The sequence below is a fragment of the Lapillicoccus sp. genome, from assembly GCF_036559105.1.
Classification (GTDB): Bacteria; Actinomycetota; Actinomycetes; order Actinomycetales; family Dermatophilaceae; genus Lapillicoccus.
In genome coordinates, this window is sequence record NZ_DATBTV010000156.1 from 1 (window position 1) to 23,385 (window position 23,385).

At 70.8% G+C, this 23,385-nt stretch carries 24 protein-coding genes; 20 read left to right on the plus strand and 4 right to left on the minus strand.

The features are described 5' to 3' along the window. Nucleotides 1-263: 263 nt before the first annotated feature. The 3 genes from VIG79_RS18690 to VIG79_RS18700 are packed head-to-tail and all read right to left on the minus strand — an operon-like array spanning nt 264 to nt 2,967. The gene (locus VIG79_RS18690) at nt 264-1,028 is read right to left on the minus strand and encodes a crotonase/enoyl-CoA hydratase family protein (protein ID WP_331888404.1); all 765 of its coding nucleotides are present in this window, start codon (nt 1,026-1,028) and stop codon (nt 264-266) included. Then, on the minus strand, nt 1,025-1,789 hold the full coding sequence (locus VIG79_RS18695; protein WP_331888406.1) for an SDR family NAD(P)-dependent oxidoreductase: 765 nt from the start codon (nt 1,787-1,789) through the stop codon (nt 1,025-1,027). Before VIG79_RS18695 ends, VIG79_RS18690 begins: the two co-directional genes overlap by 4 nt. Beyond that, a complete protein-coding gene (locus tag VIG79_RS18700; RefSeq protein ID WP_331888408.1) occupies nt 1,789-2,967 on the minus strand; it encodes a thiolase family protein in 1,179 nt (392 codons plus the stop codon). Before VIG79_RS18700 ends, VIG79_RS18695 begins: the two co-directional genes overlap by 1 nt. Before the next feature lie 111 nt (nt 2,968-3,078). On the opposite strand from VIG79_RS18700, the gene VIG79_RS18705 reads away from it, so the two are divergent. The 12 genes from VIG79_RS18705 to VIG79_RS18760 all read left to right on the plus strand — a co-directional run bounded on the left by VIG79_RS18705 (nt 3,079) and on the right by VIG79_RS18760 (nt 14,091). Continuing rightward, nucleotides 3,079-3,579, plus strand: coding sequence for a pyridoxamine 5'-phosphate oxidase family protein (locus VIG79_RS18705; RefSeq protein ID WP_331888410.1), 501 nt, complete (start codon nt 3,079-3,081; stop codon nt 3,577-3,579). Beyond that, entirely contained in the window at nt 3,576-3,965 is a 390-nt protein-coding gene (locus VIG79_RS18710; RefSeq protein WP_331888412.1) for a hypothetical protein, read from the plus strand. Before VIG79_RS18705 ends, VIG79_RS18710 begins: the two co-directional genes overlap by 4 nt. Then, the gene (locus VIG79_RS18715; RefSeq protein ID WP_331888414.1) at nt 3,962-4,735 is read left to right on the plus strand and encodes an SDR family NAD(P)-dependent oxidoreductase; all 774 of its coding nucleotides are present in this window, start codon (nt 3,962-3,964) and stop codon (nt 4,733-4,735) included. Before VIG79_RS18710 ends, VIG79_RS18715 begins: the two co-directional genes overlap by 4 nt. Next, on the plus strand, nt 4,732-5,211 hold the full coding sequence (locus VIG79_RS18720; protein WP_331888416.1) for a nuclear transport factor 2 family protein: 480 nt from the start codon (nt 4,732-4,734) through the stop codon (nt 5,209-5,211). Before VIG79_RS18715 ends, VIG79_RS18720 begins: the two co-directional genes overlap by 4 nt. Before the next feature lie 68 nt (nt 5,212-5,279). Then, the gene (locus VIG79_RS18725; protein ID WP_331888418.1) at nt 5,280-6,074 is read left to right on the plus strand and encodes an SDR family NAD(P)-dependent oxidoreductase; all 795 of its coding nucleotides are present in this window, start codon (nt 5,280-5,282) and stop codon (nt 6,072-6,074) included. 43 nt (nt 6,075-6,117) lie between these two features. Continuing rightward, complete coding sequence (locus VIG79_RS18730) at nt 6,118-7,182, plus strand: LLM class flavin-dependent oxidoreductase (RefSeq protein ID WP_331888420.1); 1,065 nt, start codon at nt 6,118-6,120, stop codon at nt 7,180-7,182. After that, complete coding sequence (locus tag VIG79_RS18735) at nt 7,179-8,837, plus strand: AMP-binding protein (RefSeq protein WP_331888422.1); 1,659 nt, start codon at nt 7,179-7,181, stop codon at nt 8,835-8,837. The genes VIG79_RS18730 and VIG79_RS18735 overlap by 4 nt, the downstream gene beginning before the upstream one ends. Before the next feature lie 41 nt (nt 8,838-8,878). Beyond that, on the plus strand, nt 8,879-10,048 hold the full coding sequence (locus VIG79_RS18740; RefSeq protein ID WP_331888424.1) for an acyl-CoA dehydrogenase family protein: 1,170 nt from the start codon (nt 8,879-8,881) through the stop codon (nt 10,046-10,048). Further along, nucleotides 10,048-10,944, plus strand: a complete 897-nt coding sequence (locus VIG79_RS18745) for a CoA ester lyase (protein ID WP_331888426.1) — start codon at nt 10,048-10,050, stop codon at nt 10,942-10,944. Before VIG79_RS18740 ends, VIG79_RS18745 begins: the two co-directional genes overlap by 1 nt. After that, nucleotides 10,941-11,456, plus strand: coding sequence for a MaoC family dehydratase (locus tag VIG79_RS18750; RefSeq protein ID WP_331888428.1), 516 nt, complete (start codon nt 10,941-10,943; stop codon nt 11,454-11,456). The genes VIG79_RS18745 and VIG79_RS18750 overlap by 4 nt, the downstream gene beginning before the upstream one ends. Further along, on the plus strand, nt 11,453-12,934 hold the full coding sequence (locus VIG79_RS18755; RefSeq protein WP_331888430.1) for an aldehyde dehydrogenase family protein: 1,482 nt from the start codon (nt 11,453-11,455) through the stop codon (nt 12,932-12,934). Before VIG79_RS18750 ends, VIG79_RS18755 begins: the two co-directional genes overlap by 4 nt. Next, nucleotides 12,934-14,091, plus strand: coding sequence for a CoA transferase (locus tag VIG79_RS18760; RefSeq protein ID WP_331888432.1), 1,158 nt, complete (start codon nt 12,934-12,936; stop codon nt 14,089-14,091). The genes VIG79_RS18755 and VIG79_RS18760 overlap by 1 nt, the downstream gene beginning before the upstream one ends. Before the next feature lie 215 nt (nt 14,092-14,306). On the opposite strand, the gene VIG79_RS18765 is transcribed toward VIG79_RS18760, so the two are convergent. Further along, on the minus strand, nt 14,307-15,071 hold the full coding sequence (locus VIG79_RS18765) for an SDR family oxidoreductase (RefSeq protein ID WP_331888434.1): 765 nt from the start codon (nt 15,069-15,071) through the stop codon (nt 14,307-14,309). A 106-nt stretch (nt 15,072-15,177) separates the two neighbouring features. Between VIG79_RS18765 and VIG79_RS18770 the strand changes: the two genes are divergently transcribed. Genes VIG79_RS18770 through VIG79_RS18805 form a run of 8 tightly spaced genes read left to right on the plus strand, consistent with a single transcriptional unit; the run spans nt 15,178 to nt 23,382 of the window. Continuing rightward, nucleotides 15,178-16,356: an acyl-CoA dehydrogenase family protein gene (locus VIG79_RS18770; protein WP_331888436.1), complete on the plus strand. Its 1,179-nt coding sequence runs from the start codon at nt 15,178-15,180 to the stop codon at nt 16,354-16,356. Beyond that, nucleotides 16,353-17,498, plus strand: coding sequence for an acyl-CoA dehydrogenase family protein (locus VIG79_RS18775; protein WP_331888438.1), 1,146 nt, complete (start codon nt 16,353-16,355; stop codon nt 17,496-17,498). The genes VIG79_RS18770 and VIG79_RS18775 overlap by 4 nt, the downstream gene beginning before the upstream one ends. A 7-nt stretch (nt 17,499-17,505) precedes the next feature. Continuing rightward, nucleotides 17,506-18,300, plus strand: coding sequence for an amidohydrolase family protein (locus VIG79_RS18780; protein ID WP_331888440.1), 795 nt, complete (start codon nt 17,506-17,508; stop codon nt 18,298-18,300). Next, on the plus strand, nt 18,297-19,682 hold the full coding sequence (locus VIG79_RS18785; RefSeq protein WP_331888442.1) for an acyclic terpene utilization AtuA family protein: 1,386 nt from the start codon (nt 18,297-18,299) through the stop codon (nt 19,680-19,682). The genes VIG79_RS18780 and VIG79_RS18785 overlap by 4 nt, the downstream gene beginning before the upstream one ends. Further along, the gene (locus VIG79_RS18790; RefSeq protein ID WP_331888444.1) at nt 19,679-19,981 is read left to right on the plus strand and encodes an AtuA-related protein; all 303 of its coding nucleotides are present in this window, start codon (nt 19,679-19,681) and stop codon (nt 19,979-19,981) included. Before VIG79_RS18785 ends, VIG79_RS18790 begins: the two co-directional genes overlap by 4 nt. After that, entirely contained in the window at nt 19,978-20,769 is a 792-nt protein-coding gene (locus tag VIG79_RS18795; RefSeq protein WP_331888446.1) for an enoyl-CoA hydratase/isomerase family protein, read from the plus strand. Before VIG79_RS18790 ends, VIG79_RS18795 begins: the two co-directional genes overlap by 4 nt. Next, the gene (locus VIG79_RS18800) at nt 20,762-21,910 is read left to right on the plus strand and encodes an acetyl-CoA C-acetyltransferase (RefSeq protein ID WP_331888448.1); all 1,149 of its coding nucleotides are present in this window, start codon (nt 20,762-20,764) and stop codon (nt 21,908-21,910) included. The genes VIG79_RS18795 and VIG79_RS18800 overlap by 8 nt, the downstream gene beginning before the upstream one ends. A 32-nt stretch (nt 21,911-21,942) precedes the next feature. Next, nucleotides 21,943-23,382 (plus strand): MFS transporter, encoded by a 1,440-nt coding sequence (locus tag VIG79_RS18805; RefSeq protein ID WP_331888450.1) that lies wholly within the window; start codon nt 21,943-21,945, stop codon nt 23,380-23,382. Nucleotides 23,383-23,385: the final 3 nt, after the last annotated feature.

The following is a 23,385-nucleotide window of genomic DNA, read 5'->3' on the forward strand; positions in this document are numbered from 1 at the left end:
GCCATGGTCGGATCCAGGTCGGGTAACCCGGATGGTCGTTGCCGCAACGCTGTCGGGTACCTGACCGGGTATCCGACGCGCCGCTAGGCCCAGGCCGGTACGGCAGCAACAACTCGGACATGGCGGACAAGAAGCGGCCGAGCTGGCGAATCTGCTGACAACTACTCAGACATGTCCGAGTCGTTGCGGTACCGACGGGCCCGGGCGGCAGTGGTTCGTGGTGTCGCGAGCCGCAATTCAGTGCGGTTCAGAGCAGGAACCGGTCAGACGCCACGCCACTGGGGGGCGCGCTTCTCCTTGAAGGCGGTCGCGCCCTCCCGGGCGTCCTCGGAGGCGCGGACCGGTTCGCTGATCTGGCGCTGGAGGTCGAACATCTGCGCCGCTGGCCACTCGGGCGCCTCGCGCAGGATCCGCGTCGTCGCGCGGACCGCCAGCGGACCGTTGGCCGCGATCGTCGCCGCGAGCTCCAGCGCCGCGGGCAGCGCCTCGCCGGGCGGTGTCAGCCGGTTGACCAGCCCCACCTCGTATGCCCGTCGGGCGTCGACGAGGTCGCCGGTCAGGGCCCACTCCTGGGCGATCCCGGGCGGGACCTTCTGCAGCAGCCGCATCAGCCCGCCGCCGGCGGCGACCAGGCCGCGCTTCACCTCCGGCAGGCCGAACCGCGCGTTCTCGGCGGCGACCACCATGTCGCAGGCGAGCGCGATCTCGAACCCGCCGGCCAAGGCATACCCCTCGACCGCCGCGATGAGTGGCTTCTCCGGCGGTCCCTCGACGACCCCGGCGAAGCCGCGGCCGGGGATCGACGGACGCTCGCCGGCGAGGAACGCCTTGAGGTCCATCCCCGCGCAGAACGTCCCGCCGGCGCCGGTGATGACCCCGGCCACCAGGGCGGTCTCGGAGTCGAGCCGGTCCATGGCCGCCCCGATCGCCTCGGCGGTCACCGTGTTGATCGCGTTGCGCGCCTCCGGGCGCTCGATGGTCACGACCAGGACGCCCGACTCGACGCGGGTGCTGACGGGACCGCTCACCGCGGCGCCATCCGAATCGCCCCGTCGAGCCGGATCGTCTCGCCGTTGAGCATCGGGTTGTCGACGATGTGCATGGCGGTCGAGGCGAACTCCGCCGGCTGTCCCAGACGAGCGGGGTGCGGCACCTGGGCGGCCAGGCCTTGCTTGATCTCGTCCGAGAACCGGCTGAGGATCGGCGTGTCGAAGACTCCGGGTGCGATCGAGCACACCCGGATCAGCGCCCTCGAGAGGTCCCGCGCGGCCACGAGTGTCATCCCGACGACCCCGGCCTTGGCCGACGCGTAGGGGATCTGGCCGATCTGCCCCTCCCACGCGGCCACCGACGCGGTGAGCACGCAGACGCCGCGCTCACCGTCGGCCGGCTCGTTCACGGACATTCGCGTCGCCGCGAGCCGCAGCACGTTGAACGTCCCCACGAGGTTGATGTCGACGATCTCGCGGTAGAGGTCGTAGTCGCCGGGCGTCCCGTCCCGGTTCACGAGCCGCACCGTCCCGCCCCGACCGGCGCAGTGCACCAACGTCCGCAGAGGCGCCCGCCCGACGGCCAGGTCCAGCGCCGCGTCGACAGCAGCGGCGTCGCGAACGTCCGCCGGCCCGAAGGTGACGAGATCGCCCAACCGCGACGCCACGTCCTTGCCGGGCGACTGGGGGAGGTCGACGATCGTCACGGCGACGCCGCGAGCCACCAGCGCCTCGACGGTCGCCAGCCCGAGGCCGGACGCACCGCCGGTCACGACAGCGGAGCTGTTGGTCAGGTCCATCAGCCGAGCCTCTCCACGATCGTCGCGTTGGCCATCCCGCCGGCCTCGCACATGGTCTGCAGCCCGTAGCGTCCGCCGGTCTGCTCCAGATGGTTGAGCAGCGTCGTCATGATGCGAGCCCCAGAGGCACCCAAGGGGTGCCCGAGGGCGACGGCGCCGCCCCGCGGGTTCAGGATCGCGTCGGCCACCGGGAACTCGGCCTGCCACGCCAGCGGCACCGACGCGAAGGCCTCGTTCACCTCGACCGCGTCGATGTCGCTCAGGGAGAGCCCGGCACGGGCCAGCACCTTGTGGGTGGCGGGGATCGGACCGGTGAGCATCAGGAGCGGATCGTCCCCGACCACGCTCGACGCGTGGATCCGGGCCCGGGGCCGCAGCCCCAGCCTGGCCGCCATCTCCTCGCTCATCAGCAGCAGCGCCGCCGCCCCGTCGGTGATCTGCGACGAGTTGCCGGCCGTCACCTTCCACTCGATCTCGGGGAAGCGCTCGGCCATCTCCGGGGTTCCGAAGACCGCCTTCAGCCCGGCCAGCCGCTCGACCGTGGTGTCCGGCCGGATCGACTCGTCGGCCTCGACCTTGGTCCCCTCGACCGTCACCGTCGCGAGCTCGTCGTCGAACCCACCGGACCGCGCGACCGCCGCCGCCCGCGCGTGCGAGCGCGCCGCATACTCGTCGAGCTGGACGCGGGAGAGGCCCCACTTGTCGGCGACGAGCTCCGCGGAGACCCCCTGCGGGACGAGACCCGGAAACCGCTCAGCGACCCCGGCGCCCCACGGGTCGGCCCCCATCCGCGCGGACCCCATCGGGACCCGGCTCATCGACTCGACGCCGCCCGCGATGACGATGTCGTAGGCGCCGGCGATGATCCCGTGGGCCGCGAACTCGACAGCCTGCTGGCCGGATCCGCACTTCCGCTCGATGGTCACCGACGGCACGTGGACGGGGAACCCGGCGGAGAGCCACGCCTGCCGACCCGGCGTCGCGGACTGCTCACCGGCCTGGCCGACGCAGCCGATCATGACGTCCTCGACGGTGCCCGGGTCGATCCCGGTGCGTTCGACGAGGGCCGTGAGGACCTGAGCGAGCAGGTCGGCCGGGTGCAGCCCGGACAGGGCACCGCCCGGTTTGCCGCGTCCCATGGGGGAGCGGACGGCGTCGACGATGACTGCGCTGGGCACGGGCGGCCTCCCGGGAGAAGTCCGATCAATGATCATGGATAGGTTACACGCTTGACGGCCTAACCATGACTACGAATATCATGGTTTGGACCGGCGACGAGGAGGACAAAGGTGGGCAGGATCGGCATCGACGACCTGGAGGCCCTGCAGACGCTGAAGCTCGACCTGTCGGAGCAGGACGAGCTGTTCGTCGCTCAGACCGAGTGCACGTTCGTGTTCTCCAACGCCGAGGGCTGGCCGAGCGGCGTCATCATGAGCTTCGTCCGGGCCGACGGCGCGTTCTGGCTCACTGCGGTCGAGGGGCGCGCCCACGTGAAGGCGCTGGCCGGCGAACCGCGCGTGACGCTGGTGGTGACCAATGCTGGTACGGGAAGTCCGGGACGCCAGATGTTGGCGGTCCGCGGGGTCGCCACCGTTCACCGTGACCGGGCCACCCTCGAGTGGTTCCTCCCGAAGTTCACGTCGCGAATGCAGCCGGCCGACCCCGCAGCGTTCGCACGGCTACTCGACAGTCCGAAGCGCCTCGTCATCGAGGTGCGACCCGTCGCCATCGCGGTGAGCCACGACTCCCGCAAGATGCCCGGCAACGGCCGCGGTGGGGCCGCGACGTGAGCGCCCACCTCATGGTCGTCCTCAGCAACGCCAAGCCCGGCCAGGACGAGCCGTTCAACCGCTGGTACAGCGACGTCCACATGATCGAGACCATCGACAGGCTCGACGGTTTCGTTGCGGCGCAACGATTCCGGCAGGCCGACCTCGACGGCGCGCCGCCCTGTCCCTACCGGTACCTCGCGATCTACGAGATCCCGGAGGACGAGCTGGACACCGCGTACGCCCAGTTCACCTGGCAGCGGGCGGAACGCGCGGAGGCTACGGCGGCTGGACGCGCGCCAGTGGTATCCGTGTCGGACACGCTGCAGCCCGACCCGTTCCTCGTGGGGTTCTTCTCGCCCATCACCGAACGCGTGCCCTCGAACCGCACTCGGGAGCTCGCGTGACCCGCCGGCTCGAGGGCCGAGTCGCCGCGGTGATCGGGGGCGGCTCGGGCATGGGTCGTGCGATCGCGCTCCGGCTGGCCGACGAGGGCGCGCACGTCCACGTCGCCGACCTGTCGGAGGATGCCGCCGTCGCCGTCGCCGACGCCGTGACGACCGCGGGAGACAGCGCCTCCTGGCACCAGCTGGACGCCACTGACACTGCAGCGCTCAGGGGCTTCTTCGCCACCATCGAGGCCGACCACGGTCGCCTTCACATACTCCACAACCAGGTCGGTATGCCTGGCGCCGGGGGTCTCGACGTCGCCGAGGACGACTTCCGGCGGGCCATCGACGTCAACGTCAAGACCGCCTTCTACGGGGCAACGCTCGGCTGGGAGCTGCTGCGCCGGTCCGAGGGCAAGGGCTCCGTGACCTTCACCGCTTCGACCGCCGCGCTCGTGGGTTCGCCGTTCAGTCCCCTCTACTCGCTGACCAAGGGCGCCCTCACGTCCTTCACGCGGGCGCTGGCCCTGGTCGGCGGCCCCGAGGGCATCCGGGTGAACGTGATCTGCCCGGGGCCGGTGGACACCCCGATGCTGCCCACCTTCTTCGGCCGCGAGCCCGGCGCCGACATCGCCGACCTCATGGCCGGGTTCATCGGCCTGGTGCCCCTGGGCCGGCCGGCCACGCCCGACGAGATCGCCGGCGTGGTCGCCTTTCTGTCCAGTGACGACGCCGGGTTCGTCACCGGCACGACGATTCCCATTGATGGAGGACTGACCGCGAGATGACTGCCACACCCACCACCAGCACCGACGTCGCGACGACCACCGCTCGCGCCGAACGGCTCTACTACCGCTACGCCCGCGCGGTCGACGAGGGCGACCTCGAGGAGCTTCGCGCCCTGGCCACGCCCGACGTCAAGGTCAGCCGCGGCGGCGGCGACCCCGCCGAGGGGATCGAGGCGTTCCTCGACGTCTACCGCGCGCACAACGCCCTGAAGGTCCCCGTCTGCAAGCACGTCATCACCAACATCACCGCCCGGCCGGAGGCGGCCGACGGCACGGTGACGACGCACGCGTACTTCGAGGCCAAGCTGCTGACCGACGCCGAGACGAAGGTCATCATCGGCTACTACGACGACGTCCACGTGGTCGACGGCGACGAGCACCTGCTGGCCCACAAGAAGATCGTCGCCGAGCGCGTCCTCATGCTCCCCGGCTCGGCCGGTAGCTACACGTACGTCGGCTCGACGCCTGAGGCATAATCTAGGCGCATCATTGTCAGGAACTCGATGTTGGTGTTACCGTCGCAGAACGCGCTAGGAGGTGGCCGATGACGCAGGTGTCCACGGTGGACGTACCCCAGGGAACAGAACCCGCACCGCGCCCGAACGGCGTTGTCGTCACCGGCGCCGCACGGGGGCTCGGCAAAGCCATCGCCGCGGGGTTCGCCCGTGACGGTGCCGTCGTCGTGGGCGTCGACCTGGACGTCTCGGTCGAGGCCACGATGGACGAGCTCGGTCCGGGTCACGCCGGTCTGGTGGGTGACGTTGCCGACCCGGCCGTCCTCGAAGCCGCCTTCCGGACGGCCGCGGCAGCTGGCGGCGGCCTCGCCACGTTGGTCCTCAACGCCGGGGTCACGGCGCCGGGGGAGACCGCCGACTACCCGGTCGAGCAGTGGGACCGGATCCTCGGCGTCAACCTGCGCGCCGCCTTCCTCGGCGCCAAGACGGCCTATCCCCATCTGCAGCCCGGATCGAGCATCGTCATGGTCTCCTCGATCTGCGCCTCCCAGGGCTTCGGCGCCCGCGCCGCCTACTGCGCCTCGAAGTCGGGCGTCGACGGCCTGGTGCGGGCGCTGGCCGTCGAGTGGGCCCCGTTCGGCATCCGGGTCAACGCGGTGGCCCCGGGAACCGTGGCCACGGAGATGCAGCAGTCCATGGTCGCCAGCGGCCGGATCTCCATGGACGGCTACCTCACCCGGATCCCCATGGGCCGCATCGCCGATCCCTCCGAGATCGCCGACGCGGTCATCTACCTCGCCTCGCCGAGGGCCAGCTACGTCACCGGCGTCGTCCTCCCCGTCGACGGCGGGTGGGCGGTCGGCGGACTTCCCGCGCAGGCCTAGGGCCCATCAGAACTGCGCAAACGAACGAGAGAGAAGGTCAGGCATGGTGCAGGTCGGACTGCTGCTCAGCGACGTCCCGCGGTCGGTCTCGCCCAGCGACCAGTTCCGCGACGTGCTGCGGATCGTCGAGGCGGCGCAGCGAAACGGGTTCACCTACATCGCGATCGGGCAGCACTTCCTCTACGGCGACCTGCGCTGGCTCCAGCCGGTGCCGCTCCTCGCCCGGCTCGCCGCCGAGGTCGACCCGCACATCCGGCTGGTCACCCAGATCCTCATCGCCCCGCTCTACCACCCGGTGATGCTGGCCGAGGAGATCGCGACGCTTGACGTCGTCACCGAGGGCCGCCTGGTCTTCGGGGCCGGCCTGGGGTACCGCCCGGAGGAGTTCGACTACCTCGGCGTCCCCTACAAGGAGCGCGCGGGCCGGTTCGACGAGTCGCTGGAGCTGATGACCCGGCTCTGGACCGAGGAGACCGTCACCTTCCACGGGAAGTACTGGACGCTCGACGACGTCCACCCGCACCTGTTCCCCGTGCAGAAGCCGCACCCGCCGATCTGGATCGGTGCCCACGCCATCCCCGGCGTGCGCCGCGCGGCGAAGTACGGCGACGCGTACGCCTGCCCGCCGGAGACGCCGAAGGACGAGGTCGCGCGCCGCTACGCGATCGTCCGCGACGGCTTCGAGGCCCGCGGCAAGACCTTCGGGCCGCAGCCGCTGCGCCGCAACTGCCTCGTCGCCGACACCCGCGAGGAGGCGATGGTCGAGTATGCGCGGGTCGCCCAGGGCCGCTACCTCACCTACGCGGCCAAGGGCCTCGACGTCATGAAGGACGCCGACCTCGAGAACGAGTTCGCCAAGGCCGTCGCCGGGCACGCCGTCATTGGCACCCCCGACGAGGTCGTCGCCCAGCTGGTCGACCTCGTCACCGCGCTGCCGGTCGACCCGCTGCTGCTGCGCCCGCAGTGGCCGACGATGACGGCCGACGAGACCATCGCGACCCTCGACCGGCTCGGCCGCGCCGTCGTCCCGGCGATCACCGCGATCACGCCACGACAGGACATCGACGAGGCCCTGCTCGACCCCACCGCCGCGGGGGCTGCGACGTGACGGCCGGACCCCTCGTCTACACCGACCTCGTCCCGGCCTTTCCCGACCCGGAGACGTGGACGCTCAACCATGTGCTGCGCCACCACGTGGCCGAGCGGCCGGACGCGATGTGCCTGGACTTCCCCGACGAGAACGTGACCTACACCTACAGCGAGGCGCTCACCGCCGCCGAGCACGTGGCCTCGGCGCTCTACCGAGCGGGTGCGGCTCAGGGTGACCGCGTGGTCCTCATGGCCCAGAACTCGTCCCACTTCGTCCGCACCTGGTGGGGGACCGCGGTCGGCGGCCTCGTCGAGGTGCCGATCAACACGAACTACGAGGGCGAGTTCCTGCGCCACCAGCTGGTTGTCGCCCAGGCCCGGTACGCCGTCATCGACGACGTGCAGGCCGAGCGGTGGGTCGCCGTCGCCGAGCACGCCCGGATGGTCGAACGGTTCTGGGTCATCGACACCGGCGGTGGGATTCGCGACAAGGCGGTCGCGCTGCTCCGGGAGAATGGCTGGGCGGCCGACGCCTGGGAGGAGCTCGAGCGCGGCGACATCGACCCGCTGCCGACGCCGAAGCCCCAGGACCTCGGCGCGATCTTCTACACGTCCGGCACGACCGGCCCGTCCAAGGGCGTCGCGATGCCCTTCTCGCAGCTGTACTTCTTCGCTCAGATCGTCGTCAGCCTCACGCGGCTCACCCCCGACGACGTCTACCTCACGACCACGCCGCTGTTCCACGGCAACGCGACGTTCATGGCCGTCTACCCGGTGATCGTCGCCGGTGGTCGTGCGGTGATCCGCCGCAAGTTCAGCGCCAGCCGGTGGATCGACCACGTGCGCGACTCCGGCGTCACCGTCACCAACTTCGTCGGTGTGATGATGGACTTCGCCTGGAAGCAGGCGCCGCGCGACAACGACCGGGACAACACGCTCCGGGCCGTGTATGCGGCGCCGACGGCGAGCACCATCGTCGACCAGTTCAAGGAGCGGTACGGGATCGAGGCGTTCCTCGACGCGTTCGGTCTCACCGAGACCTGCGCGCCGATCATGTCGCCCTACGGGGTGCCGCGGCCCGCGGGCGCCGCCGGACTGCAGAACGCCGAGTGGTTCGACATCCGGCTGGTCGACCCCGAGACCGACCGCGAGGTCCCGGTCGGCCAGGTCGGCGAGCTCGTGGTCCGCCCGGTTCACCCGTGGACCTGCAGCAACGGCTACTACAACATGCCCGAGAAGACCCTCGAGGCCTGGCGGAACCTCTGGTTCCACACCGGCGACGCGCTGCGCCGTGACGAGGACGGCTGGTTCTACTTCGTCGACCGCTACAAGGACGCCCTGCGCCGGCGGGGCGAGAACATCAGCTCCTACGAGGTCGAGCAGGCCGTCCTCCAGCACCCGGCCGTGACCGAGTGCGCGGTCCTCGGCATCCCGGCCGACCAGGAGGCCGGTGAGGACGAGGTCCTCGCGGTGGTCGTCGTCAGCGAGCCGGTCGACCCCGAGGACGTCCTGAAGTGGTGTGACGGCAAGATCCCCGCGTTCGCCATCCCGCGGTTCCTCCGCATCGTCGACGCCCTCCCGAAGACCCCGTCCGAGAAGGTCCGCAAGTCGGTCCTGCGCGACGCGGGACGCACCACCGACACCTACGACAGGGCCGCCGTCGTCGCCCGCTGAGGCGAGCCGACGCGCATACCGGAGCAGAGAGCGAGACGACGGTGGTCGACTACACGCCGGACCCGATCCACGAGGACATCCGCGACGCCATCCGCACGATGTGTAAGGCATTCCCGGACGAGTACTGGATGGAGCACGACACCAACCACGAGTTTCCCTGGGAGTTCTACGACGCGGTGGCCAAGGGCGGCTGGCTCGGCCTGACCATCCCGGAGGAGTACGGCGGGGGCGGCCTGGGCGTCACCGAGGCGGCCATCGTCGAGCAGGAGATCTCCGCGTCCGGCGCCGGCATGGGCGGCTGCAGCGCGGTCCACATCGGCATCTTCGGTTTCGAGCCGATCATCCACCACGGTTCGGACGACCTGAAGCAGCGTTTCCTGCCCCGGGTCGTGACCGGCGAGCTGCACACGTCGTTCGCGGTGACCGAGCCGGACGCCGGCACCGACACGACCAACATCTCGACGTTCGCCAAGAAGGTCGACGGCGGCTGGCGGGTCACCGGCAAGAAGGTGTGGATCACCAAGGCGCTCGAGGCCGAGCGGATGCTGCTGCTCTGCCGCACCAGTCCGCGCGAGCCCGGCGCGAAGCGGACCGCCGGGATGACGCTGATGTTCGCGGAGATGGACCGCGACCACGTGACGATCCGGCCGATCCCCAAGATGGGCCGCAACGCCGTCGACACCAACGAGCTGTTCATCGACGACCTGTTCGTGGCCGACGAGGACGTCGTCGGCGAGGTCGGCGGGGGGTTCAAGGCCATCCTCGGCGGGCTCAACGCCGAACGGGTCATCTCCGCGAACGCGGCGCTCGGCCTCGGCAAGGCCGCGCTGCGGCGCGGCACGCAGTATGCGAAGGAACGGGTCGTCTTCGGCCGGCCCATCGGCCAGAACCAGGGGATCGCGTTCCAGCTCGCCGAGGCCAAGATCCGGATCGAGGCGGCGGAGGCCGTGCTGAACAAGGCCACGTGGATGGTCGACCAGGGGCTGCCCTGCGGCGCCGAGGCCAACTACGCGAAGTGGCTCTGTGCCGAGGCGGGGTTCTACGCCGCCGACGTCGCGTTGCAGGTGCACGGCGGGTTCGGCTACGGCAAGGAGTTCCACGTCGAGCGGTACTTCCGCGAGTCCCGGCTCATGCGGATCGCGCCGATCAGCCAGGAGATGGTGCTGAACTACGTGAGCGAGCACGTCCTGGGTCTCCCACGGAGCTACTGATGCAGGCATACCGATCCGTCCTCTTCGTCCCCGGCCACCGGCCGCACTGGGTCGACAAGGCGATCGCGAGCGGCGCGGACGCCGTCGTGCTCGACCTCGAGGACTCCGTTCCGTTGGGGGAGAAGGCCGCTGCGCGGGAGACGGTGGCCGCCTCGATCGCCCGCGTGCGCGAGACCAACTCCGACGTGGGCCTGCTGGTCCGGGTCAACCCGCTCGCGACCAAGCTCACCGGAGCGGACCTGGAGGCCGTGGTCGTCCCGGGCCTCGACGGCGTCTTCGCGCCGAAGATCGAGCAGGCCACCGACGTGCTCCAGTACGACGCGCTGCTCGACCACTTCGAGACACGCAACGGCGTGACCGGGCTGGAGTACATCGTCCCCGTCGAGACGGTCAAGGCGATCCAGAACGCCCGCGAGATCGCCGCGGCGTCGCCGCGGGTCGGCGCGATGATCGGGCCGACGGCGGAGCACGCCGACATTGCGCGAGCGGTCGGCTACGAGTGGACGCCCGAGGGCTTGGAGACGCTGTACCTTCGCAGCCAAGTGCTCCTCGCTTGCCGCGAGGCGGGCATCCACGCGCTCACCGGGCTGTGGGAGGACCTCGAGAACCTCAGCGGGCTCAAGGAGTTCGCCATCCGCGGCCGGCAGCTGGGCTTCCGCGGCATGATCGCGATCCACCCCAGCCACGTCGCGACGGTCAACGAGGTATTCACCCCGTCGGCCGAGACGGTGGCGTTTTACGAGGGGATGGTCGCCGCGTACGAGGAGGCTGCGGCCGCCGGCACGGGTGCCCTGCGCTACCGCGGGCTGCACATCGACAAGGCCCACTACGACAAGGCCGTCGAGTGGCTGGAGCGTGCGGCCCGGCTGCGCGGGACCGAGGAGGAGACGCCGTGACCGAGACGTCGCGACTGTTCAGAGGGCTGTACTTCGAGGAGTTCGAGGTCGGCGCCCACTACCGGCATGCACTCACACGCACCGTCACCGAGATGGACAACGTCCTGTTCACCTCCTTGACCATGAACGTGCAGCCGCTGCACCTCGACGAGGAGTTCTCCAAGGGGACGATCCACGGCCAGCGGGTCGTCAACAGCCTCTTCACGGTCGCCCTCATCGGTGCCTTCCACGTGCCCGAGCTGACGATGGGCACGACGCTGGGCAACCTTGGGTACGACTCGATCAAGTTCCCCCACCCCGTCTTCCACGGCGACACGCTGCGCGGCGAGACGACGATCGTCAAGAAGCGCGAGTCGGCCAGCCGGACCGACTCGGGGATCGTCTGGTTCCACCACGTCGGCATCAACCAGCGCGACGAGGTCGTCGTCGACATGGTCCGGGTCGGCCTCATGGCGAGACGGCCGACCACCGAGCCCGAAACGCCCTCGCCGCAAGGAGATCAGGACTCATGACCGCTACCACGACCGCCCAGCACCCCCGGCGCGACTGGGTTCCCGAGACCCGGACCCTGCTCATCGGCGGTGAGATGGAGCAACCCGAGGGCGACACCTGGGACGTGTTCAACCCGGCCACCGAGGCGGTCATCGCGACCGTCGGCGGGGCCTCGCCGGACCAGGTCGATGCGGCGGTGATGGCCGCCCGCGCGGCGTTCCCGATGTGGTCCGCGCTCTCCGGAGAGGAGCGCGCCCGGCACATCCATCGGTTCGCCGACGTCCTCGAGGCGGCCGCCGACCGGCTGCTCCCCTCGATCGTCAACGAGGTCGGTACGCCGGTCTCCCTGGCCGAGTACCTCCAGGTGAAGATGGCGGTGCAGGAGCACCTGCGCTGGGCGGCGGACGCAGCCGAGGTCGACCGGACGATCCACCTCGGCGGCTATGACAAGCCGGCCCCGACGCAGAGCGACGTCGTCTACGAGCCGGTCGGCGTGGTCGCGGCGATCACCGGGTACAACTACCCGCTCAACCTCGCGATCTTCAAGTTCGGCGCCGCACTGGCCGCCGGGTGCACGGTGGTGTTGTTGCCGTCGCCGCGGACCCCGCTGACGACGCTGCTGCTCGGCGACCTCATCCAGGAGGCCGGGCTGCCGCCGGGCGTCATGAACGTCGTCATCGGCGGCCCGGACGTGGGGGAGCGGCTCACCACGCATCCCGGCGTCGACCGGGTGTCGTTCACCGGGTCCGACGCGGTGGGCTCGAAGATCATGGCCCAGGCCGCGCAGAACCTCGTGGGGGTCACCCTCGAGCTCGGCGGCAAGTCGCCCAGCCTGGTGATGCCCGACGTCGAGGTCCAGAAGATCGCCGTCGAGATGCACCTGCGCTGGTCGCGCAACGGCGGACAGGGCTGCGCGGCCCTGGCCCGGCTACTGGTCCACCAGTCGAAGTACGACGAGTTCCTCGAGGCCGGCGCCTCCGCCTTCGACCAGATGGTGGTCGGCGACCCCTGGGACCCGGCCACCAACGTCGGCCCGATGATCCGCCCCGACCACAAGGCGCGGGTCCTCGGTTTCATCGACGACTCGGTCGCCGCCGGCGGTAGGAAGCTGCTCGAGGTCACCAAGCCGGTGCCGGAGAAGGGCTGGTTCGTCAACCCGGTGCTGCTCGGCAACCTCCCGGCCGACGCCCGGGCGGTCCAGCAGGAGATCTTCGGTCCGGTCGCGGTGATCCTGCCGTTCAAGGACACCGAGGAGGCCATCCGGCTGGCGAACGACACCGCATACGGGCTGGCCGCGAACGTCTGGTGCAACGACCCGGTCGAGGCCCGGCGCATCGCCCAGCAGATCCGAGCCGGCACGGTGTGGATCAACGGCGGCGGCGCGATGCGCCCGGACGCGCCGTTCGGCGGCTACGGCCGGTCGGGTGTCGGGCGCGAGCTGGGGGAGTGGGGCATGCGCGAGTACCTCGAGGTCAAGCACATCCAGTGGAGAGTGTGATGGCCGATCGCACTCGCGGCCCGCTCGCCGGGGTGCGGGTCCTCGAGCTCGGCACGATGTATGCGGCGCCGACCTGCGGTCGGATGCTGCGCGACTTCGGGGCCGACGTCATCAAGGTCGAGGACCCGGGCACCGGTGACTACGCCCGACAGTGGACGCCGATGAAGAACGGCCAGTCGTTCGGGTTCGCGCGGCTCAACTCCGGGAAGCGGTCGGTGGCACTGGACCTGCGCAGTGAGGTCGACCGATCGACGGTGCGCCGGCTGATCGGCACGGTCGACGTCGTCATCGAGAGCTTCCGGCCGGGGCGGATGTCGGCGTGGGGGATGAGCTACGACGCGCTCTCGGCCGACCACCCCGGGCTGGTGATGACCAGCGTCAGCGGGTTCGGGCAGTACGGGCCGAACACCGGTAAGCCCGGGTTCGGGACGGTGGCCGAGACCGGCAGCGGGTTCGCGTACATCAACGGCTGGCCGGAGACGCCCCCGACGTCACCGCCGTTCGGGTTCGCTGACTCGATCGCCGGGATCTCGGCGGCCATGGGGACCGCGATGGCCCTGTTCCGGCGGGAGCGCACCGGTCAGGGCGACCACGTCGACGTGGCGCTCTACGAGCCGCTGATGTTCATCGTCGGCGACATGATCATGAACTACACGGGGACCGGGTTCGTCCAGGGCCGCGTGGGCAACGGCACCGGCTCGGCGTCGCCCCGTGGCGTCTACCAGGCGTCCGACGGTAAGTGGCTGTCGATCGCCGCGTCCAACCAGGGGATCGCGAAGCGGCTGTTCGCCGCGATGGGCCAGCCGGAGCTGATCGAGAACCCCCGGTACGCCACCAACGAGGTGCGGATGCAGCACAACGACGAGCTGCAGGCGCTGGTCACCGGCTGGGTGGCGGAGCGGCCGCGCGCGGAGATCCTCAAGGTCCTCGACGACCACGAGGTCGTCTGCAGCCAGGTCAACGACGCCAGCGACATCGTCGAGGACCCGCACTACCAGGTGCGGACGCTGGTCGAGCTGACCGGTTCCGAGGCGCTCGGACGGGTGCTCACGCCCGGACCGGTGCTCCACGTCAAGGACTACGCGGGGCCGACCTACGACGGCGTGCCCAAGGTCGGCGAGCACACCGACGAGGTCCTCCGCGAGCTCCTCGGCTGACGGGCGGGACGGCGTTCAGAACCCCGGCGGCCGGCCCGCGCCAACACCCGCTCGACTGGCAGTCGAGGCCGCGGGGGAGGCGACTCGAAACCCGACCCCGGCGGCCGCCACTACTCGGACATGTCTGAGAAGTTGCGGGCGTGTCGGCCGATCGACGCCTACTGGTCAGACAGGTCTGAGTTGTTGAGGCCCGGGTCCCGCTCCGCGTGAACCGGTCAGGGTTGGCCTCCGTCGACAGTGAGGATCGAGCCGGTCGTGTAGCTGGACAGGTCGCTGGCGAGGTAGAGCGCCGCGCCGACGATCTCGTGCGGCTCACCGCCCCGCCCCAGCGCGAACCCTTTGGCCCGCTCGGCGAACGCCTCCATGTCCCACGCCTTGCTGACGTCGGTGAGGAACGTGCCGGCCATGATCGCGTTCACCCGCACGGACGGTCCGAAGGTGCGCGCCAGCCCCTCGGTGAGGGCGTTGAGACCGGCCTTGGCCGCCGCATACGGGAGGATGTTCGGCCGGGGGTGCACCGCGCCGACGCTGGAGATGTTGATGATCGAGCCACCGCCACCGGCGGCCATCCGCGTGCCGACCAAGGCGCTCAACCGGAACGGCCCCTTGAGGTTGACGGCCAGCACCTTGTCGAACAGCTCCTCGCTCACCGAGTCCACCGAGTCGTAGAGCGGCGACATGCCCGCGTTGTTGACGAGGACGTCGACCGACCCCATCTCGCCGTAGACCCGCTCCACGAACCCGTCCAACGTGTCCCAGCGGCCCACGTGCACCCCGACGCCGATCGCCCGCACGCCGAGCTCGTCCCGCAGCGCTGCTGCGAACTCCGCGCAGGCGTCCTCGTGCCGGCTCGCCACCACGATGTCGGCGCCGGCCCGCGCGAAACCAAGCGCCATCTCGCGGCCCAGACCGCGGTTGCCGCCCGTGACGAGCGCCACCTTCCCGTCGAGGCGGATCGTCTGCCGTGGGGCATCGCTCATCGGATCTCCCGAATCTGGGCGGTCATTGGACTTGTGACGTACCGTAATCTATCACTATGGTGATCATAGATAGGGCACCATCACACTCTCGCGAACGGGGGACCCCTTGAGCGGTTTCGAACTGACACCGGAGCAGGTGTCGCTGCGCGAGCTCGCGGCCGAGGTGGCCCGCGAGGTGTATGCGCCGAAGGCCGCCGAGTGGGACCGCGACCGCACCCCGCTGCCGGACGACGAGGTCCAGCGGCTGGCCAAGCTCGGCTTCCTCGGGATGGTGCTCCCGGAGGAGTACGGCGGCCACGGCGGCACCCTGCTCGACGCGCTCATCGTCCAGGAGGAGCTGGCCAAGGAGTGCCGTCCCGCCGCGTTCCAGGTGTTCGAGACCAACGTCGGCCCGTGCCGCGTCATCGAGTTCTTCGGTACCGAGCAGCAGAAGAAGGACGTCCTGCCCAAGACGGTCAGTGGCGAGATCACCATGGCCATCGGCATCTCCGAGCCGGACGCCGGGTCGGCTGCGACGGACATGCGCACCAAGGCCCGCCTCGAGGGCGACGAGTACGTCCTCAACGGCAGCAAGCGCTGGATCTCCAACGGCGGCCACGCGAACGAGTACCTCGTCTACTGCCGGCTGAGCGACGCGCCAGGCGCGAAGGGCATCGGCGCGATCCGCGTCGCCAAGGGCACGCCGGGCTTCAGCTTCGGCGCCCCCGAGAAGCTCATGGGCTTCCGCGGCATCCCCAGCGCGGACCTCTACTTCGACGACGTGCGGGTGCCGTGCGACAACCTCGTCATCCCGGCCGGCGGGTTCAAGCAGCTGTTCGGGGTGTTCTCCATCGAGCGCCTCGGCAACGCGACGATGAGCCTCGCGATCGGCCAGGCGTCCCTGGACCGCACCAAGGCCTACGTGCAGGAGCGTAAGCAGTTCGGTCGCGCGCTCATCGAGTTCCAGAACGTGCAGATGGTCCTCGCCGACATGGCCACCCAGGTGGAGGCGGCCCGGCTGCTCATCTACCGCGCGGCGATGAACGCCGGCAACGGGCTTCCCGTGCCTTTCGAGGTCTCGGTCGCCAAGGTGTTCGCCAACGAGATGGCCAAGAAGGTCAGCGACCAGGCCATGCAGCTGCACGGCGGCAACGGCTACAGCGAGGAGTTCGGCATCGAGCGCCTCCATCGCGACGCGCACGGCTGGGCCATCGCCGGTGGCACACCCGCGATCCAGCGCACCCGCATCGCCGCCGAGCTGCTCGGCCGGACCTTCAGCCAGAGGGTGCCCGAGGTCATGCAGTGACCGACGCGCCGTCCTTCGAGCTGACCGCGCCGTACCTGGCGCTGCAGTCCGAGGCCCGTGCTCTCGCCGCGTCGTGCGCCGACATCGCCGCCCGCGCCGACGAGGCCGACCGGTTCGACCCGGACATCCGCCAGCGGCTCGCCGCGTCCGGACTCGTCGACGTGGTCGTCGCGGCGCGCTACGGCGGTCGCTACGAGACGGTCGACTCGCTGGCGGTCACCGTCGTCCGGGAGGCGTTCGCGTTCGAAAGCGCCCACCTGGACTCGATGTTCGCCATGCAAGGGATCGGCAGCTTCGTCGTCTCCCACCACGGCTCCGACGCGGTCCGCGACACCTGGCTGCCCAAGGTCGCCAGCCTCGACGCCATCGGCGCCCTCGCGCTCACCGAGCCGGACGTCGGCTCCGACCTGCGCGCGATCACGACCAGCGCGGCGGCCGACGGCGACGAGATCGTCGTCAACGGTCACAAGTCGTTCATCACCAACGCCGGTGACGCCGACTTCTACAGCGTCCTGTGCCGCGAAGGCGACGCCTACTCGCTCGTGCTCGTGCCCGCGTCGACGCCCGGGGTGAGCATCACCGCCCCGCACCAGATCATCGCGCCCCACGTGCTCGGGGACGTCGTGTTCGAGGACGTTCGCGTCCCGCTCGACCACCGGCTCGGCGACCAGGGCAACGGCTTCAAGCTGATGCTCTCGACGCTCGCGACCTTCCGCGTCTCGGTCGGGGGCGCCGCCGTGGGCGTGGCCCAGGCCGCGCTCGAGGAGGCTCTGGCGCATACGACATCGCGTGAGCAGTTCGGTATGCCTCTCGCGCGCCTCGGTGGGGTACCGGCCTCGCTCGCCACCAGCTGGGTCGAGATCGAGATGGCCCGTGCGTTCGTCTACCGCGCGGCCGCGGCCGCCGCCCGCGACCCGCTCGGTGCGCTGCACCTCTCGTCGATGGCCAAGGTCGGTGCCACGGAGATGGCCAGCCGTGTCGTGGACCGGTCGGTCCAGTCCATGGGCCGGTTCGGTCTGGTCCGGGGCAGCAAGATCGAGCGGCTCTACCGGGAGGCCCGGCCGATGCGGATCTACGAAGGGTCCACCGAGGTGATCCTCGACTCGCTGGCCAAGAAGCTGGTCAAGGACCGGCAGCGATGAGGCAGCAATGATCGTCGACTGCCACATGCACGTGTGGCCGGACCGCATCGCGCAGGCCATGCAGGCGCAACGTCCGGCCGGGATGCCGCTGCGGTTCGACGGCACCCTGTCCGGGCTGCTCCGGACCATGGACGAGGCGGGCATCGACAAGGGGCTCGCCCTCGGCGTCGGGATCAAGGCGTCGACCGTCGGCCGCACCAACGAGTTCATCGGGTCGGTTCCGCGCGACCGGCTCCTCCCCATGGGCACCGTCCACCCCGAGCTGAGCGTCGACGAGAACGTCACGTCGTTGAAGGACAACGGGATCGTCGGGGTCAAGCTTCACCCGTTGTTCCAGAACCTGTCCCTCGACGACCCGCGGGTCCACGACATCCTCGCGGCGCTCGCGCAGGAGGGTATGCCGGTCGTCACCCACGTCGGCGCCGGCGAGGACGAGGCGGCGAACCAGCGCGGCGCGCCGAAGCTGTTGCGTGAGCTCGCGGATGCGCTGCCTGACCTCACGCTGATCGCGTGCCACTACGGCGGGTACCACCGGCTGGACGAGGCGGAGGAGCACGTCGTGGGGTCGAGGGTGACCCTCGAGACGTCGTGGCCGCCGACCATGGCCGAGCTCGACCCCGAGCGGGTCGTCGCGATCATCCGGCGGCATGGGGCCGACCGCGTCGTCTACGGCTCGGACTGGCCGATGGCCGACCCGTCGGCCGAGATGACCGCCATCCGGGCCCTCCCGCTGACGCCCGAGGAGATCGACGGGATCCTCGGCGACAACCTGGCCCGGCTGCTCGGGCTCCACGCCGCATGAGCGGCAAGGTCGTCCGGCTCGGCGCGGGCATGGCGTTCTGGGGCGACAGCGTGCGTCCCGCGATCGAGATGGTCGAGCGCGGCGACATCGACTACCTCTGCTGCGACCACCTGGCCGAGCTGACCATGTCGATCCTCGCGAAGCAGCGTGCGGCCAACCCCGAGCGGGGATACACCCGCGACGTCATCGACCTGCTGCGCGGCGCCCTCCCCGCCTGTGTGGAGAAGGGGGTGAAGGTCGTCACCAACGCCGGCGGTGCGAACCCCCGTGCCGCGGCGCGGGCCATCCGCGCGCTGGCCGACGAGCTCGGCCTCCCCGGCGTCCGTATCGCCGTGGTCCTCGGCGACGACCTCGAGGACCGGATCGACGACCTCGACCGCGCGGGAGTCTCCTTCGACAACCTCGACACCGGCGCCGAGCTCGACACGGTCCGCGACCGGCTCACCCACGCCGCGGTCTACACCGGCTGCGAGGGGATCGTCGAGGCGCTCGACCTGGGCGCGGACATCGTCGTCTGCGGCCGGGTGACCGACATCGCGCTCTACCTCGGGCCGCTCGTCCACGAGTTCGGCTGGTCGCTCGACGACTGGGAGCGGCTCGGGATGGCCACCGTCGTCGCCCATGCCATCGAGTGCGGCGGTCAGGCCACCGGCGGTCTGTACGCGGGGGGCTGGGCCGACGTCGACGGGCTCGAGACGCTGGGGTACCCGATCGCCGAGGTGAGCGAGGACGGCACCGCGGTCCTCACCAAGACGCCCGGCTCCGGGGGAGAGGTGAGCATCGGCACGGTCAGCGAGCAGCTGGTCTACGAGATCCTCGACCCGGGCTCCTACCTGACCGCCGACGTCACCGCCGACTTCACCGGGGTGACGCTCGAGGAGGTCGGCCCGGACCGCGTGCGGATCACCGGCGGCACCGGCCGCGAGCGTCCGGCGACGCTCAAGGTCAACATGGGCTACCGCGCCGGGTTCGTCGGCGAGGCGCAGTTCACCTACACCTGGCCCGACGCCTACGCCAAGGCCCAGCGCGGACTCGCGTTCCTGCGAAAGCGGCTGGAGCGCGCCGACTTCCGCTACACCGAGGACATCGTCGAGTACCCCGGTCACACCTCGATGTGGGGGTCTCGGGTCCCGGCGCCGGACGACCCTGACCTCCTCGAGCTCGTTGTCCGGTATGCGGCGCGCTGCCCGGACGCGACCGAGGCCCGCAAGGTGTTCACCGAGAGCGTGCCGCTCTACAACAACGGTCCGGCCGGAGTCGCCGGGGTCGGGACGCGGCCGCCGCTCAAGGAGCTGTACGCCATCTGGCCCTGCCTGGTACCGCGCGAGCACGTCGTACAGCGGGTGGAGATGCTCGAACCGGCTACCGCGGCCGCGCCATGAGGGTCGCCGACCTCGCCCACGGCCGGTCCGGGGACAAGGGCGACACCTGCAACGTCGGGATCGTGGCCTGGGACGACGCCGGGTACGCGACGCTGCGAGCGGCCCTCACCGAGGAGCGGGTCGCCGCGCACTACGGCGACCTCGTCAAGGGCTCGGTCACGCGCTACGAGCTGCCCGGGATCCGAGCTCTCAACTTCGTCCTCACCGGTGCGCTGGACGGCGGCGGCACGATGTCGCTGCGGTCCGACCATCTGGGGAAGGTCATGTATGCGTGGCTGCTCCGGATGGAGCTGCCGTGAGCGACGCGGTGGTGGTCGCCCGTCGCGGGAGCATGGCCGTGGTCACCCTGAACCGGCCCGAGTCGCGCAACCCGCTCGACCCGGAGCTGTCGACCGCCCTGCTGGCTGCGGTCCGCGACGCGATGGCCGACGATGCGGTCCGGTCGGTGGCCATCGCCGCCGAGGGCTCTGCGTTCTCGGCCGGCGGCGACCTGCGCCAGATGCGCCACCTGGCCGCGTCGCCGGCGCCCGCCGCCCACGGCTGGCCCGGCGCGATCGTCGAGCTTCACCACCTCGCGCTCCAGGCGCCCAAGCCCCTCGTGGCGCTGGTGGACGGACCCGCCTACGCCGGGGGCTTCGGCCTGGCCGGGATCTGCGACATCGTCCTCGCGACCCCGCGGGCCAGCTTCGCGCTGCCGGAGGTACGGATCGGGCTGTTCCCGATGATCGTCGTCGCGCATCTCGCCCGCTCCCTGCCGCGCAAGGTCCTGCTCGAGATGATGATGACCGGGCAGCCGCTGTCGGTCGACGACGCCTACCGGCTCGGGTTCGTGGCGCGGATCTGTACCGACACCCAGGCGCTCCACGCCGAGGCCGACCGCTATGCGAGCTGGTTCGCCGACGCGGCCCCGGACGCGATCCGGTTGGGGCGCAGGGCGTTCGCCGTGCTCGCCGATCTGCCGGCGCCTCAGGCGCTCGACGCGGCCCAGCTGTTCAACCTCGCGTTCTTCCTCGGTGACGAGCTGCCGGAGGGGGCCGGGGCGTTCCTGGAGAAGCGGCGTCCGGCGTGGGCGGACGGCGATGGCTGAGGCGTACCTCGTCGACGCCCTGCGCACGCCGGTCGGCAAGCGCGGCGGCGCTCTCTCGGCCGTCCATCCGGCGGACCTCGGCGCGACGGTCATCGAGGCACTGCTGGCGCGGACCGGCGCCGACCCCGACGCGGTGGACGACGTCGTGTGGGGCTGTGTCGGGCAGATGGGACCGCAGGCGTCCAACATCGGCCGGATCACCGCTCTCTCGGCCGGGCTGCCGGAGCACGTGCCGGGCACGACGGTGGACCGGCAGTGCGGGTCCTCGCAGCAGGCCGTCCACTTCGCGGCGCAGGCCGTGATGTCGGGGGTCCAGGATCTGGTCGTCGCCGGTGGCGTCGAGGTGATGAGCCAGGTGCCGATCGCGTCTCCGACGACCATCGGGCTCGAGCACGGGATGGCCCACCCGCGCGGCGGCGAACGGTGGCGACGGCGCTTCGGTGACCAGCCGATCACCCAGTTCCGCGGCGCGGAGCTCATCGCCGATAAGTGGGACCTCAGCCGGTCGGCGATGGAGCAGTTCGCTCTCGAGAGCCACCGACGCGCGCTGGTGGCGACGGATGCCGGGCTGTTCGCCGACGAGATCGTGCCGGTGGCCGACCTGGTCCGCGACGAAGGCCCCCGCCGGGGCTCGACCGCCGAGGCCCTGGCTGCGCTGACACCGATCAGCGAGGGTGGACGGCTCACGGCCGCGCTGGCCAGCCAGATCAGCGACGGCGCAGCGGCGATCCTTGTCGCGTCCGCGGATGCCGTTCGCCGCCACGGGTTCCGGCCGCTCGCCCGCGTCCACACCATGGCCGTGGTCGGTTCCGACCCCGTGTTCATGCTCACCGGACCCATCCCCGCCACCGAGGCGGCCCTGCGCCGTTCCGGCCTCTCTCTCGACGAGATCGGGACGTTCGAGGTCAACGAGGCGTTCGCCTCCGTCGTTCTCGCGTGGGCGACCGAGACCGGCGCCGACCTCGATCGAACCAACCCTCAGGGCGGCGCGATCGCCCTCGGCCACCCGCTCGGGGCGACCGGCGCCCGCCTGATGACGACGATGGTGCACCGGATGCGCCGCGACGGGACCCGCTTCGGCCTGCAGACCATGTGCGAGGGCGGCGGGATGGCCAACGCGACCGTCCTGGAGCTGCTCTGAGCGACGCGCGGCCCAGGACGGAGAGCCGGCCGGTGTCCGCCAAGGACGCGACGCCGGTCCCTCGCGGGCTGGTTCCAGCGTTGGCCTTCGCGGCGCTCACCGGCGCCGTGGTGGCCGGACTGGGCAGCCCGATCGTCCTCGAAGTCGCTCGGGAGCGCGGCGTGTCGATCGAGGCCGCCCAGTGGACCCTGACCATTACCCTTCTGGTCGGCGTCGTCGGCACTCCCGTCGTGTCCCGCCTCGGCGACGGTCATCGGACTCGGCCGATCCTCGTCACGTCGCTGCTCGTCGTCGGCGCGGGTAGTGTCTGCGCCGCGTTGGTCCCGACCTTTCCAGGGCTGTTGGCCGGGCGGGCGATGCAGGGCCTCGGGTACGCCATGGTGCCCCTGACCGTCGCCATCGCGCGCCAGCACCTGCGCGGGCCACGGCTGAACCGGACCCTTGCCGTCCTCTCCACCAGCGTCGCGGTCGGTGTGGGCCTGGGCAACCCGGTCATGGGGTTCGCGGTGCTGGTCGCCAACTACCGCGTCGCATTCCTCGTGGCCCTCCTCGTGGCCGTCGCCGGCGCGGTGTGGGTCTGGCGGGTCGTCCCGTCGACCGCGGCCGCCCGCGGCCCGGGTGTCCGCGTGGACGTCGGGGGAGCGGTACTGCTCGGCGTCGGGCTGGCTTCCAGCCTCCTGGCCATCGCCAAGGGGCAGAGCTGGGGCTGGGGGTCCGCTCCCGTCGTGGGGCTGGCGGTGGTGGGACTGCTGGCCCTGGCCGGATGGGTATGCGTCGAGCTGCGAGTGAGCTCGCCGCTGGTCGACGTGCGGCTGGCCTGCGCCCACGGGGTGCTCGGCGTCAACCTCTCCGCGATCCTGCTCGGGATGGCGGTGTTCGGTGGGGTGGCGGTGATGATCCTGCTCGTCGAGCGGCCCACGACGGATGGGCTGGGCCTCGGGTACTCGGTGTTCGTCAACGGGCTGTTGATGGTCCCGATGTCCGTGGCCACCCTGCTGTCTCCACCGGTGTCCCGCTGGGTGATCCGGCATACCGGCCTGCGGTTCGTTTTGCCGGCGGGCGCGTTGGCGGTGGCCGCGGCGTTCGGGTTCTTCGCGGTAGCCCACCACTCCACGTGGCACATCGTGGTGGCGATGACGTTGATGGGCTTCGGGATCGGCGTCGCCTACGCCGTCATGCCGGCCCTGATCGTCGAGCGGACACCGCGCGACCGGACGGCGAGCGCGACGGGGATCAACCAGGTGCTGCGACTCATGGGGGGTGCCGTCGGGGCTGCGGGCGCCGCCGCGATCCTGGCGGCGCACGTGCCGCCCGGACGGCTGGACCCTGAGGAGACCGGCTACGGGCTGGCGGCCGTCGCTGCGGTCGTCGCGGCCGTGGCGGCGGCCATCGTGGCGTTCGTGCTCGTGCCGGCCGACCGGGCCGGGGCCGTCGACGAGGCGCCGCCCACGGCGGTCTCACCGCTGACCTGAGTG